Source organism: Variovorax sp. FG153, assembly GCF_057809595.1.
In genome coordinates this window covers 1-12973 of record NZ_JBMDKG010000090.1, presented here as the reverse complement: position 1 = coordinate 12973, position 12973 = coordinate 1, and the positions used below count along the sequence as shown (strand labels likewise).

At 71.6% G+C, this 12973-nt stretch carries 11 protein-coding genes and 1 pseudogene; 11 read left to right on the top strand and 1 reads right to left on the bottom strand.

The window, feature by feature from the left end; translation table 11 throughout:
• The 11 genes from ACODT0_RS41960 to ACODT0_RS41910 all read left to right on the top strand — a co-directional run.
• The coding region (locus ACODT0_RS41960) for a substrate-binding domain-containing protein (protein WP_489043998.1) at window positions 1-525 on the top strand (525 nt) is incomplete at its 5' end.
• A 48-nt stretch (window positions 526-573) separates the two neighbouring features.
• Window positions 574-1329: an SDR family NAD(P)-dependent oxidoreductase gene (locus tag ACODT0_RS41955; protein WP_489043997.1), complete on the top strand. Its 756-nt coding sequence runs from the start codon at window positions 574-576 to the stop codon at window positions 1327-1329.
• A 201-nt stretch (window positions 1330-1530) separates the two neighbouring features.
• Window positions 1531-2787, top strand: a complete 1257-nt coding sequence (locus ACODT0_RS41950; RefSeq protein ID WP_296729390.1) for an ABC transporter substrate-binding protein — start codon at window positions 1531-1533, stop codon at window positions 2785-2787.
• 22 nt (window positions 2788-2809) lie between these two features.
• Window positions 2810-3760, top strand: a complete 951-nt coding sequence (locus tag ACODT0_RS41945; protein ID WP_296729392.1) for a carbohydrate ABC transporter permease — start codon at window positions 2810-2812, stop codon at window positions 3758-3760.
• Window positions 3760-4590: a carbohydrate ABC transporter permease gene (locus ACODT0_RS41940; protein WP_057590042.1), complete on the top strand. Its 831-nt coding sequence runs from the start codon at window positions 3760-3762 to the stop codon at window positions 4588-4590. The genes ACODT0_RS41945 and ACODT0_RS41940 overlap by 1 nt, the downstream gene beginning before the upstream one ends.
• A gap of 29 nt (window positions 4591-4619) precedes the next feature.
• Window positions 4620-5801 carry an ABC transporter ATP-binding protein gene (locus tag ACODT0_RS41935; protein ID WP_296729394.1) on the top strand — a complete coding sequence of 394 codons (1182 nt, stop codon included), beginning with the start codon at window positions 4620-4622 and terminating at the stop codon, window positions 5799-5801.
• 34 nt (window positions 5802-5835) lie between these two features.
• Window positions 5836-7041 (top strand): CaiB/BaiF CoA transferase family protein, encoded by a 1206-nt coding sequence (locus ACODT0_RS41930; protein ID WP_057590040.1) that lies wholly within the window; start codon window positions 5836-5838, stop codon window positions 7039-7041.
• Complete coding sequence (locus ACODT0_RS41925) at window positions 7038-8180, top strand: extracellular solute-binding protein (RefSeq protein ID WP_296729396.1); 1143 nt, start codon at window positions 7038-7040, stop codon at window positions 8178-8180. Before ACODT0_RS41930 ends, ACODT0_RS41925 begins: the two co-directional genes overlap by 4 nt.
• 32 nt (window positions 8181-8212) lie before the next feature.
• Window positions 8213-8980, top strand: a complete 768-nt coding sequence (locus ACODT0_RS41920; RefSeq protein ID WP_057590038.1) for an enoyl-CoA hydratase/isomerase family protein — start codon at window positions 8213-8215, stop codon at window positions 8978-8980.
• A 1-nt stretch (window position 8981) separates the two neighbouring features.
• Window positions 8982-10178 carry a fumarylacetoacetate hydrolase family protein gene (locus ACODT0_RS41915; RefSeq protein WP_489043996.1) on the top strand — a complete coding sequence of 399 codons (1197 nt, stop codon included), beginning with the start codon at window positions 8982-8984 and terminating at the stop codon, window positions 10176-10178.
• A 46-nt stretch (window positions 10179-10224) separates the two neighbouring features.
• Window positions 10225-11271 (top strand): LacI family DNA-binding transcriptional regulator, encoded by a 1047-nt coding sequence (locus ACODT0_RS41910; protein WP_489043995.1) that lies wholly within the window; start codon window positions 10225-10227, stop codon window positions 11269-11271.
• A gap of 101 nt (window positions 11272-11372) precedes the next feature.
• Here the strand turns inward: ACODT0_RS41910 and ACODT0_RS41905 are convergent.
• Window positions 11373-12973, bottom strand: a pseudogene (locus ACODT0_RS41905) (hypothetical protein); the annotation flags it as partial.

The window sequence follows — 12973 nt, the reverse complement described above, 5'->3', positions numbered from 1 at the left end:
CCCCCCCCCCCCCCCCCCACCGCGGGCTACCTCATGGGCCGCATGCTCGACCGCAAGTCGGGCAAGGTCGGCCTGATCGCGGGCAGCCTCAGCTACCGCGGCCACGAGGAGCGCGAGGTCGGCTTCCTGCAGGTGCTGGCTGAGCAGTTCCCGGGGCTGCGCGTGGTGGGTCTGCGCGAGGGCCACGACGACGTGGCGCAGAACTACCGCCAGGCGCGCACCTTGCTGCGCCAGCACACCGACCTGGTGGCGCTCTACAACATCGGCGGCGCCTCCGAGGGCATCGGCCGCGCGCTCAAGGAGGCGGGCCTCGACCGCAAGGTGGTCTTCATCGGCCACGAGATCACGCCCGACACCCGCGCCATGCTGATCGACGGCACGCTCGACGCGGCCATCAACCAGAACCCGCAGACCGAGGTGATGAACTGCGTGCGCATCTTCGCCAACCTGCGCGCGGGGCGCGATGCGCTCGCGGGCGTGGAGCCGGTGCGCGCCGGCATCGCGGTGCGCGAGAACCTGCCCTGATCCCTCCTTTCCTCACACGACTTCAAAAGACACGACACGACCATGGACATGACAGGCAAGAAGGTGCTGGTGACCGGCGCCGCCGGCGGACTCGGCACCAGCATCTGCTGGGCTTTCGCGCGCGCGGGCGCGCAGGTGCTGGCGCTGGACATCGATCCGGCCAAGGGCGAGCGCCTGGTCGCGGCCGGGGAGGGCGAGGGCGCCGAGGTGCGCGCGCGGCTGCGCTTCGTGCAGGGCGACCTCGCCGACCTCGGCGCGCTCGCGGCGCAACTGGCCGCGCTGTTCGAGGCCCAGGGCGGCATCGACGTGCTGATCAACAACGCCGCCATCTATCCCTCGCGCAGCATCGAGGAGTTCAGCGTCGAGGAGCATCGCCGCGTGCAGGGCGTGAACGTCGACGCGGCGCTGGTCTGCGTGCAGGCCGCGCTGCCGCACATGAAGCGCCAGCGCTTCGGCCGCATCGTCAACGTCGTCAGCATCACCATGTACGGCGGCTGGCCGCTGCTGCTGCCCTACGTCACCTCCAAGGGCGCGCTGCTGGGCATGACGCGCGCGATGGCGCGCGAACTCGGGCCGCATGGCATCACGGTCAACGCGGTGTCGCCGGGCGCCTTCCCGACCGATGCCGAGAAGATCCATCCCGACCCCGAGGGCTACGAGCGCTTCGTGCTCGAGCACCAGTCGGTCAAGCGCCGCGGCGCGCCCGAGGACATCGCGAACGCGATGCTGTTCTTCGCGGCCGAGGGGAGCGGCTTCGTCACCGGCCAGACGCTCAACGTCGACGGCGGCTGGGTGATGCAGTAGCCGCCGAAGCCCCCGCCTTTCCGCTCGATACCACCACCAGCTAGGGAAATCCCGCGATCGCAGCCACGGGCCGGAACGCTAAAGTCGTACTTGTTAGCGCTAACAGTTAGCGCTAATAATCTCGCCAACAGCAGCGCGACGGTTTCGGCCGGACGCCTCGAATCCCACGGCAGGGCCTGCCGTCATCGGAGACAGACACACATGAAGCAACGCCTTTTCACCGGCCGCCGCGCGGCCCTCGCCGCGATCGCCATCGTTCCGGCCCTGCAGCTGCTCGCCGCGGGCAACGCCCAGGCGCAGGCCGGCGGCAAACAGGTCGTGACCTTCGCCGCATCGAGCTTCGCCGAGCCCGGCCGCGGCGAGAAGATGCGCGCCTGGATCGGCAAGTTCAACCAGAGCCAGGACAAGGTCGAGATCCAGCCCGTCACGATCCCGTTCTCGTCCTTCGCGAGCACCGTCTTCACGCAGATGGGCGGCAATGCCGGCCCCGACCTCGTGCGCTTCGACCTGCCCGAGTTCTATGCCGCGGTCGATGCCAAGCGCCTCGTGCCCATCGACGACGTGATCGCCGACGGTGCCTTCCCGCTCACGGGTCCCGACAAGTACATGAAGATCGGCGGCAAGCGCTACGGCGTGGTGTTCGAGGTCAGCAACTACGCGATGGTCTACAACAAGGCGCTGCTCAAGGGCACGCCGCCTTCGAACTTCGACGAGTTCCTGGCCGCCGCCAAGGCCGCGACCGCCGCGGGCAACTACGGCTACGCCTACCGCGCCACCATGGCCGAGCGCGGCGGCTTCTGGTATGACCTGTGCAACTACGTCTACGGCTTCGGCGGCCGCTGGTCCGACGAGCAGGGCAACCCGACCATCAACAGCGCCAAGGTGATCGAGGGCGTGGCGGCCTACAAGAAGGTCTACGACGCCGGCGCGATCCCCAAGGGCGCCGACGCCGCCACCTATCGGCGCATGTTCGCCGAGGGCAAGATCGCGATGCAGGTCGACAACGGCGGCGTGGCCGCCAACCTCGCGACCCAGGCCAAGGGCTTCGAGTTCGGTGCCGCTCCTTCGCCGTTTCCCACCAAGGCGCAGGGCATGATCCTGGCGCCGATCAGCATCAACGCCAACAGCAAGAACAAGGCCGCGGCCGGTGCCTTCCTGCAGTGGATGCTGACGCCCGAGGCGCAGCGCGAGCTGCAGCTGATCCACGGCGCCTCGAGCGTCGCGATCGCCGTGCCGCGCTCGGCCGAGGAGGTCGCCAAGTGGCCCTGGATCTCGGTCTACGACCAGCAGACCGCCAACAGCGTGCCCGCGCTGCCGCAGGGCCTCGAGGTCAAGGCGCCCGAGATCCAGCAGATCGTGATCGAGCAGGTCATCAAGGTGCTGCAGGGCGGCGTCGATCCCGCCAAGGCGATGAACGACGCGCAGCAGACCGTGCTGAGCCGCGTGCTCAAGCGCTGAACCCGCGCCGCATCCCGTGACGATGAACGCCACGCTGTCCTCCGCCGCCGCGGTGGCCCGCCGCGAGGGTGCGCGCCGCCGCGCGCGCCTCGACGGCCACCCGCTCGCGCCCTATGCGCTGGTGCTGCCGGCCACGCTCTACCTGCTCGTGTTCCAGGGCTATCCGCTGTTGCGCGAACTGGTGCTGAGCTTCACCTCGACCTCGCTGCTCGCGGCCTCGCAGGGCGAATGGGTCGGGCTGCAGAACTACGCCGACCTCTGGAACGATCCCGATTTCCACCGCGTGATTTTCACCACGCTGCTCTACACCGTGGCCTGCGTGGCCTCGGCGATCGGGCTGGGCCTGGCCTCGGCGCTGCTGCTCGACGCGCCGTTCCGCGGCCGCGGCATCGCGCGCGCCGCCGTCACCATCCCGTGGGCCGCGCCGCCGGTCGCGGTGGCGCTGATCTTCATCTGGATCTACAACGCCCAGTACGGCGTGTTCGGCCACACGCTGCGCTTCTTCGGCATCGCCGCGGGCAGCGAGAACTGGCTCGACAGCATGCAGCTCGCCATGCCCGCGGTGCTGCTCACCACCATCTGGCAGATCTTCCCGTTCGCCTCGGTGGTGCTGCTGGCGGCGCTGCAGGGCGTGCCGTCCGAGTTGCGCGAGGCGGCCGTGATGGACGGCGCCGACCGGCTCAGCGTGTTCAAGGCGGTGGTGTGGCCCACCATCCGGCCCTCGGTCGCGCTGCTGGCGCTGTTCTCCACCATCTGGTCGCTGCGCCGCTTCGACCTGATCTGGCTGCTCACGCAGGGCGGGCCGGTGGGCGCCACCAACACGCTGGTGATCGACCTCTACCGGCGCGCCTTCGTCAACCACCACCTGGGCCAGGCCGCGGCCGTCGGCATGGTGGGCGTGGCGATCGCGCTGGCCGTGACGCTGGTGTACTTCCGCTACACCGCGCGCGCCGAACGCGAGGGAGAGCGCTGATGCACGCCGCCATGAGCCGACAGGCGCTGCGCATGCTCGCGGTGCTGGTGCTGCTGGGCGCAGCGGCCTTCCCCATCTACTGGATGCTGGTGACCTCGCTCACGCCGACCGAGGCGCTGTTCGCCGACCGGCCGCAACTGCTGCCGTCGCTGGGGCAACTGCCGGTGTACGCGAGCGTGTTCGCCATCAAGCCGGTGGCGAGCTGGCTCTTCAACAGCGCCTGCGTCGCGATCGGCACCACGGTGCTGAGCATCGCGCTGGCCGTGTTCCCGGCCTATGCGCTGTCGCGCTTCCGCTTCGGCGGCAAGGGCGCGATCGGCTTCGGCCTGTTCGCCACCCAGATGCTGCCCGAGGCGATGCTGGTGGTGCCGCTGTACGCGATCTTCGCGCAGATGCAGCTGCTCAACACCCTGAGCGGCCTGATCCTCGCGAACACCGCCTTCACCGTGCCGGTGATCACCTGGATCCTCAAGGGCGCCATCGACGGCGTGCCGATCGAGGTCGAGGAGGCCGCGCGGGTGGACGGCTGCTCGCGCATCGGCATCGTGCTGGGCGTGGTGGTGCCGCTGATCGCGCCCACGCTGGCCGCGGCCGCGGTGATCTCCTTCTTCCATGGCTGGAACGAGTACGTGTTCGCGCAGACGCTGATCACCGAGGAGCGTCTGCACACGGCCTCCGTCGGCCTGGCCGGCTTCATCGGCGAGCTCAGCACGCCGCTCGATGCCGTGATGGCGGTGGGCGTGATGTACACGCTGCCGGCCGTCGTCTTCTACCTGATCGTGCAGCGCCACGTCGTCTCCGGCATGACGGCCGGCAGCGTCAAAGGCTGACCCCGAACCATCGAACCGAACACACAGCCATGGCTTCCATCAAGCTCCAGGACATCACCAAGAACTTCGCCGACAAGCATGTCGTCAAGGGCGTGTCGATCGACGTGCCCGACGGCGAATTCCTCGTGCTGCTCGGCCCCTCCGGTTGCGGCAAGTCGACCCTGCTGCGCATGCTCGCCGGGCTCGAGAGCATCAGCGGCGGCGAGATCCACATCAACGAGCGCCGCGTCGACGAACTGCCGCCGACCGAACGCGACATCGCCTTCGTGTTCCAGTCCTATGCGCTCTATCCGCACATGACGGTGCGGCGCAACATCGCCTTTCCGCTGATCATGCGGCAGCACCGCTGGTGGTTCCACATCCCGCTGCTCGGCGGCATGGCCAAGCGGCGCATCGAGCGCTCGCCGGCCGTCTCGCAGCTGGTGGAGCGCACCGCGCGCACGCTGGCGCTGACCGACTGGCTCGACAAGTACCCGCGCACGCTCTCGGGCGGCCAGCGCCAGCGCGTGGCGCTCGGCCGCGCGATGGTGCGCGAGCCGCAGGTGTTCCTGATGGACGAGCCGCTGTCGAACCTCGACGCCAAGCTGCGCACCACCATGCGCGCCGAGATCTCGAAGCTGCACCAGCGCGTGGGCGGCACCTTCGTCTACGTCACGCACGACCAGGTCGAGGCGATGACCATGGGCACGCGCATCGCGCTGCTCAAGGACGGCGTGGTGCAGCAGTTCGGCAGCCCGCGCGAGATCTACGAGGCGCCCGCCAACCTCTACGTGGCGCGCTTCATCGGCACGCCGCCGATGAACCTGCTGCAGGCCACGGTGAACGCCGACGGCAGCGCGCTCGCGCTCGGCGGCGAGGCCACGATGCCGCTGCCCGCGCACCTGCGCGGCCTGGCCGCGCCCGGCGCCGCCGTGGTGCTCGGCTTGCGGCCGAACGCGCTGACGGTGGCGCGCGGCGGCCAGGGCCTGGCCGGGCGCATCGCGCTGGTCGAGCATGTCGGCGCCGAGTCGCTGGTGGCGGTCGCGCTCACCGACGCCCGCACGCTGCACGACGAGGAGGGCGCCGCGAACGCCGACCTGATGGTCACGGTGCCGGGCTACACCGACCTCGCGAACGGCGACCCGGTCGCGGTCGGCTTCGATGCCGCGCAGGCCGTGCTGTTCGACGCCGCCACGGGCCGCAACCTCGCCGCCGCGCCGCGCACGCACTGAATTCTTCCCACCCCTCATCGCCAAAACACACTCCATGAACAAATCCTCCGCCATCCTCGAGGGCTTCCGCGTCCTCGACTGCTCCATCGCCATGGCCGGCCCCTTCGCGGCCCAGCGCCTGGGCGACCTGGGCGCCGACGTCATCAAGGTCGAGCCGGTCGCCGGCGAATGGCAGCGCCATGTCTCGGCCGGCGGCGCGCGCGGCAACCGCATCAACGTCTCCTTCCTCTCGCTCAACCGCAACAAGCGCAGCCTCGCGGTCGACCTCAAGAGCGACGAGGGCCGCGACGCGCTCTACGAGCTGGTGCGCGGCTCCGACGTGTTCCTGCAGAACTACCGCCCCGGCGTGGCCGAGCGCCTGGGCGTGGACTACGCCACGCTCTCGAAGATCAACCCGCGGCTGGTCTATGTCTCGATGTCGGGCTATGGCGAGGACGGCCCCTACAAGCTCTGGCCCGGACAGGACCTGCTGCTGCAGGCGATGAGCGGCGCCATGCTCTCCACCGGCCGCGCCGGCGAGCCGCCGTCGCCCGCGGGCCAGTACCTGGTCGACGCCATCACGGCCTCGACCGCCTTCGAGGCCGTGATCGCCGCGCTGCTGCACCGCGAGCGCAGCGGCGAGGGCCAGCTGGTGCAGGTCAACATGCTCGATGCGATCGTCGCGCTGCAGATGCAGGAGCTGTCGGTGTTCAGCGTGGCCGGCAAGCCGCAGGAACGCACGGCCGAGCCCCATGCCCACGTCTACATCCGCGCGCCCTACGGCGTGTTCGCCACGCAGGACGGCTTCCTCGCGCTGGCCTTCCCGAAGATGGCGGCGCTCGCGCAGGCCATCGGCGCGCCGGTGCTGGCCGACTTCGACGACGAGCGCGACACCTTCGCGCGGCGCGACGAGATCTTCTCGATCACGCGCGAGAAGCTGCGCCACCGCGCCACCGCCGAGTGGCTCGCTGTGTTCCGCGCGGCCGACATCTGGGCCGGCCCGGTGTACGGCTATGCCGACGTCATGAACGATCCGCAGATCGTCCACAACGGCACCTTCGTCGAGTACGAGCATCCGACCGAGGGCAAGGTGAAGACCCCGGGCTTCCCGATCAAGTTCACGCGCACGCCCTCGAGCGTGCGCCGCGGCGCGCCGCTGGCGGGCCAGCACACGCGCGAGATCCTCGGCGAGCTGGGCTGGAGCACCGAGCGCATCGACGGCCTGCTCGCGGCCAAGGTGATCGGGGAAGAGACGCTGTGAGCGGCGCGCCGATCAAGGGCCTGACCTGGGACCATCCGCGCGGCTACGTCGCGCTCGAGCGCGCGGCCGAACGCGCGCGCGCCGAGGGCCTCGACCTGCACTGGGAGCGCCAGCCGCTCGAGGGCTTCGAGTCGCATCCGATCGAGGACCTCGCCGAGCGCTACGACCTGATCGTGCTCGACCATCCGCACATCGGCGACGCGGTGGCCGGCGACTGCCTGCAGCCGCTCGAATCGCTGTTCGCGGCCGACGAGCTCGCGCGCTGGCGCGCGCAGAGCATCGGCCGCTCGTTCGACAGCTACCGCTATGCGGGCGTGCACTGGGCGCTGCCGCTCGATGCCGCCACGCAGGTGGCGGTGGCGCGCACCGACCGGCTCGAGGGCCCGCTGCCGCGCAGTTGGACCGAGGTGCTCGCGCTGGCCGCGCGCCAGCCTGTGTGCCTGTCGCTGGCCGGCCCGCATGCGGCGCTCTCGCTGTTCAGCATGGCGGCCGCGTACGGCGACGCGCCCACGGGCAGCGAGCCCGGCCGCCTGTTCACGGGGCAGGGTGCCACCACGGCCTGGGAGCTGCTGTCGGAGCTGCATGCGCTGGCCTTCCGCGGCTGGGCCGGGCTCAACCCGATCGGCATCCTCGATGCGATGTCGCGCGATGCGCGGGCCGTGTACTGCCCGCTGGTCTACGGCTACGTCAACTACGCGGTGGCCGGCGCCGGCACGCAGCCGCTGCACTTCACGGACGTGCCCGCCGGTTCGCACGGCCTCGGCTCGACGCTCGGCGGCACCGGCCTCGCGGTGAGCCGGCGCGCGACGGTCGGCGATGCGCTGCGCGCCCACCTCGTCGCGCTGATGAGCCCGGCGATGCAGGAAGACTTCATTCCCTTCGCCGACGGCCAGCCGAGCGCGCGCAGCGCGTGGAGCAACGAGCGCGTCAATACCGCCTGGAACGGCTTCTTCGCGCAGACCCAGGCCACGCTCGAGGCCGCGATCGTGCGGCCGCGCCATCCGGGCTACATCCCGTTCCAGACCGCGGCCTCGGCGCTGGTGCGCGAGATGCTCGCCGACCGGCTCGCGGCCAGGGCCGCGCTCGAGCGGCTGCAAACGCTCTACCAGAACCACCGGCCCGCGGGCAGCGAAGTCTGAGCCCGTCTTCCCTTCTTCAGTCCACCTCCGCCATGAACCACATCCTCTTCGAGGTCCGCGACCGGGTCGCGACCCTGATCCTCAACCGCCCCGAGAAGCTCAACGCCGTCACGCCCGAGATGGCCGATGCGCTGGTCGCCCACGTGAAGGACTGCAACGCGCGCGCCGACGTGCGCGCCGTCGTCATCACGGGCGCCGGCGAGAAGGCCTTCTGCGCCGGCAGCGACATCGCCGAGCTCGACGGCTACGACACGCCCTGGACCTTCCGCAACCGGCCCGACTACTGCGACGCGATCCGCGCGCTGCGCAAGCCCGTGGTCTGCGCCATCAACGGCTATGCGCTCGGCGGCGGCCTCGAGACCGCCATGTCCTGCGACATCCGCATCGCGGCCGAGCATGCACGCTTCGGCGCGCCCGAGGTCAAGCTCGGCTGGATCGGCGGCGGCGGCATGTCGTACATGCTCGCGCACAGCATCGGCGCCTCGAACACCGCGCTGATGCTGATGGGCGGCGATCCCATCGGCGCGCAGCAGGCGCTGCAGTGGGGCCTGGTGAGCGAGCTGGTGCCGGCCGCCGAGCTGCTGGCGCGCGCGCAGGCCATTGCCGCCACCATCGCGAGCCGCCCGCCGATCGCGGTCGAGACCGCCAAGGCCAACCTGCGCGCCGCCTATGCGATGCCGCTGGAGACCGCGATCCAGTACGAACGCGACCTGCAGACCGTGTGCTTCGCGACCGAGGACGCGAAGGAAGGCCGCGCGGCCTTCAAGGCGCGCCGTCCGGCCGTGTTCGAGGGGCGCTGAGATGCAGGCGATCCCCGACATGGTCGATGCCGCGGCCACGCTGCCCATCGATGCGGAAAGGGCGCTGCTCGTGGGCCGCGCCTGGTTGCCGGGCGGGAACGGCGAAGAGGGCGGCCCGACGCTGGTGACGGTGCGCGAGGGCCAACTGGTCGACATCGGCGCGCTCGCGCCCACGGTCTCGGCGCTGCTCGAGCGCGAGGACGCGGCCGCCGCGGTGCGCGATGCCGAGGGCGTGCCGCTCGGCACGCTGGCCGACTGGCTCGCGAGCACCGCCGCGCACGGCCCCGATCCCGCGCGGCGCCACCTGCTCGCGCCCAACGACCTGCAGGTGGTGAAAGCGGCAGGCGTGACCTTCGCGGCCAGCATGGTCGAGCGCGTGATCGAGGAACAGGCGCGCGGCGACGCGAGCCGCGCCGAGGCGGTGCGCCGCCAGGTGGTGGCCGTGGTCGGCGACGACCTCTCGGGCATCGTGCCGGGCTCGCCCGAGGCCATGCAGCTCAAGCAGGTGCTGCTCGCGCAGGGCCTGTGGTCGCAGTACCTCGAGGTCGGCATCGGGCCCGATGCCGAGGTCTTCACCAAGGCCGCGCCGCTGGCCTCGGTGGGCACCGGCGTGCAGGTGGGCCTGCATCCGGGCTCGACCTGGAACAACCCCGAGCCCGAGGTCGTGCTCGCCGTCGACAGCCGCGGCCGGACCGTCGGCGCCGCGCTCGGCAACGACGTCAACCTGCGCGACTTCGAGGGCCGCAGCGCGCTGCTGCTGGGCAAGGCCAAGGACAACAACGCCTCGTGCGCCATCGGCCCGTTCATCCGCCTGTTCGATGCCCACTACGGCATCGACGACCTGCGCGCCACCGTGGTCGAGCTGCGCGTGGAAGGCGAGGACGGCTTCGTGCTCGAGGGCTCGAGCTCGATGGCGCAAATCAGCCGCGATCCGCTCGAGCTGGTGCGCCACGCCATGGGCGCGCACCACCAGTACCCCGACGGCATCCTGCTGTTCTGCGGCACCATGTTCGCGCCGATCCAGGACCGCGACGCGCCGGGCGCCGGCTTCACCCACCACGAGGGCGACCGCGTCGCCATCCGCGCCGAGCGGCTGGGCACGCTGTTCAACCGGGTCGGGCGCAGCGACCGCATTGCGCCGTGGACCTTCGGCATCGGCGCGCTGATGCGCAACCTCGCCGCGCGCGGGCGGCTTTGAGCGCGGCGGTGGCCGGGCGCGCTTGGCGGCAGAATCCGGGCCACCCATGACAGAACCCGAAAAAAGACAGGGCCGCCGCCGCTTCGGCACCAACTCCGTCACCATGGCCGACGTGGCCCAGGTGGCGGGCGTGTCGGCACAGACCGTGTCGCGCGTGCTGCGCGACCCCGAGGGCTGCACGCCGCAGACGCGCGAGCGCGTGGAGGCGGCGATCCGCAGCACCCGCTACGTGCAGAACCTCGCGGCCAGCCACCTGGCCTCGAACCGCAGCATGACGGTGGCCGCCGTGATCCCGCAGATCGCGGCCTCGGTGTTCGCCGAGACGCTGCAGGGCCTGTCCAACGTGCTGCTGCAGGCCGGCTACCAGGTGATCATCGGCCACACCGACTACAGCCACGAGCGCGAGGAGGCCGTGGTGCGCAGCCTGCTGGGCCGCCGCCCCGACGCCTTCTTCCTCGTCGGCACGCGCCACACCGGCGCGGTGCGCGAGATGCTCGCGCGCGCCGCCATTCCCGTGGTCGAGAGCTGGGCCTGGACGCGCAAGCCCATCGACCAGCTCGTGGGCTTCTCGAACCAGGAGGCGCTGGCCGCGGCCGTGGCCTATGCGCAGCGGCGCGGCTACCGCCATCCCACCTTCGTGGGCGCCGCGCGCCCCGGCGACGACCGCGCGCGCGAGCGCCTGGACGGCTACACCACCGGCATGGCGCGCCACTACCCGGGCCAGGCACCGCGCAGCCTGGTGGTGGAGAACCTGCCCTACACCATGGGCAGCGGCAGCACCCTGCTCGAGGCCGCGCGCGCGCATTTCCCCGACAGCGACCTGCTGCTGTTCTCGAGCGACCTGCTGGCCTCGGGCGCGCTGCTGGCCTGCCAGCGGCTGGGCATCGCGGTACCCAGGCAGCTCGCGATCATGGGCTTCGGCGACTACGAGATCGCGCGCGAGCTCAACCCCGGCCTCACGACCATCGCGGTGCCGACCGTGCGCATGGGCGAGGAGGCCGCGCGCATGCTGGTGCAGCGGCTGCGCAGCGAGACGCCGGCGGCGCGCAAGCGCGACCTGGGTTTCGAGCTGATCGAGCGGGGCAGCGCCTGAGCGGTCCGGCGCCCCGCGGGGCGCCATGAGAAAAGGGGCCGACCGTCGCCGGTCCGCCCCTTTTTTTCGTGGCGAGCCGCGGCCGAGGCCGCGGTGCGCGATCAGCCCAGCAGGCCGTGCAGGATGTTGGCGACCGGGGTCACCGCACTGCTCACGGTGTGCTCGACCTGGCTGGTGATCGGGGTCACCACGTCGGTGACCACCGAGCCCACCGAGTGATCGACGTTCTCGACCACGTTGGACACGGTCTCGACCACCGGTGCCGCCGCCGCGGTCGCGCCGGCCAGGATGTCGGTCACGGGGGCCAGGGCACCGGAACCGGCGCTGGTCAGCGTGTCCACCACCGGCGCGAGGGTGTCGCTCAGGCCGCTGGCGATCTCGGTCACCGGCTGCAGGATGTTGGCCACCGGGCCGTCGCCACCCAGCGCGCCGAGCAGGCTGCCGACGAGGCCGTCGTTGCCGAGCAGGCCGCCCACCAGGCCACCGACCAGTCCGTCGTTGCCCAGCAGGTTGCCGACCAGGCCATCGTTGCCGAGCAGGCCGCCCACGAGGCCGTCGCTGCCGAGGACACCACCGAGCAGGCCGCCTTCGCCACCGCCGAGCACGCCGCCGAGGAGGCCACCGTCACCGCCGAGCACGCCGCCCAGCAGGCCGTCGTCGCCGAGGATGCCGCCGAGCAGGCCACCTTCGCCGCCGCCGAGCACGCCACCCAGCAGGCCGTCGTCGCCGAGGACGCCACCGAGCAGACCGCCGTCGCCGCCGAGCACGCCGCCCAGCAGGCCGTCGTCACCCAGGATGCCGCCGAGCAAGCCGCCGTCACCGCCGAGGACACCGCCCAGGAGGCCGTCGTCACCCAGGATGCCGCCGAGCAGGCCGCCTTCGCCGCCGAGGACGCCACCCAGCAGACCACCGTCGCCCAGGACACCGCCGAGCAGGCCACCTTCGCCACCGAGCACACCTCCCAGCAGGCCGTCATCGCCGAGGATGCTGCCGAGCAGGCCACCGTCACCGCCGAGCACACCGCCCAGCAGGCCGTCGTCACCGAGGATGCCGCCGAGCAGGCCACCGTCACCGCCGAGCACACCGCCCAGCAGGCCGTCGTCACCGAGGATGCCGCCGAGCAGGCCGCCATCGCCACCCAGCAGGCCGCCAAGCAGGCCACCGCCCGCGGCAGGCGCATCGGCCGCGACCATCAGGCTGGCCGAGGCGCCGGCATCGGCACCACCGCCGAGCAGGCCACCCAGCAGACCGCCGAGAAGGCCGTCGTCGCCAAGGATGCCGCCGAGCAGGCCGCCTTCGCCACCGAGGACGCCGCCCAGGAGGCCGTCGTCACCCAGCACGCCACCCAGGAGGCCGCCGTCGCCGCCGAGCAGACCGCCCAGCAGGCCGTCGTCTCCCAGCACGCCGCCCAGGAGGCCACCGTCGCCGCCGAGCAGACCGCCCAGCAGGCCGTCATCACCCAGCACGCCGCCCAGGAGGCCACCGTCGCCGCCGAGCAGACCGCCCAGCAGACCGTCATCACCCAGCACGCCGCCCAGCAGACCACCGTCGCCGCCGAGCAGACCGCCCAGCAGGCCGTCATCACCCAGCACGCCGCCCAGGAGGCCACCGTCGCCGCCGAGCAGACCGCCCAGCAGACCGTCATCACCCAGCACGCCGCCCAGCAGACCACCGTCGCCGCCGAGCAGACCGCCCAGCAGGC

Coding starts and splice junctions, on each gene's coding strand:
- ACODT0_RS41955 (WP_489043997.1), top strand. CDS start 574: ATGACAGGCAAGAAGGTGCTGGTGACCGGCGCCGCCGGCGGACTCGGC.
- ACODT0_RS41950 (WP_296729390.1), top strand. CDS start 1,531: ATGAAGCAACGCCTTTTCACCGGCCGCCGCGCGGCCCTCGCCGCGATC.
- ACODT0_RS41945 (WP_296729392.1), top strand. CDS start 2,810: ATGAACGCCACGCTGTCCTCCGCCGCCGCGGTGGCCCGCCGCGAGGGT.
- ACODT0_RS41940 (WP_057590042.1), top strand. CDS start 3,760: ATGCACGCCGCCATGAGCCGACAGGCGCTGCGCATGCTCGCGGTGCTG.
- ACODT0_RS41935 (WP_296729394.1), top strand. CDS start 4,620: ATGGCTTCCATCAAGCTCCAGGACATCACCAAGAACTTCGCCGACAAG.
- ACODT0_RS41930 (WP_057590040.1), top strand. CDS start 5,836: ATGAACAAATCCTCCGCCATCCTCGAGGGCTTCCGCGTCCTCGACTGC.
- ACODT0_RS41920 (WP_057590038.1), top strand. CDS start 8,213: ATGAACCACATCCTCTTCGAGGTCCGCGACCGGGTCGCGACCCTGATC.
- ACODT0_RS41915 (WP_489043996.1), top strand. CDS start 8,982: ATGCAGGCGATCCCCGACATGGTCGATGCCGCGGCCACGCTGCCCATC.
- ACODT0_RS41910 (WP_489043995.1), top strand. CDS start 10,225: ATGACAGAACCCGAAAAAAGACAGGGCCGCCGCCGCTTCGGCACCAAC.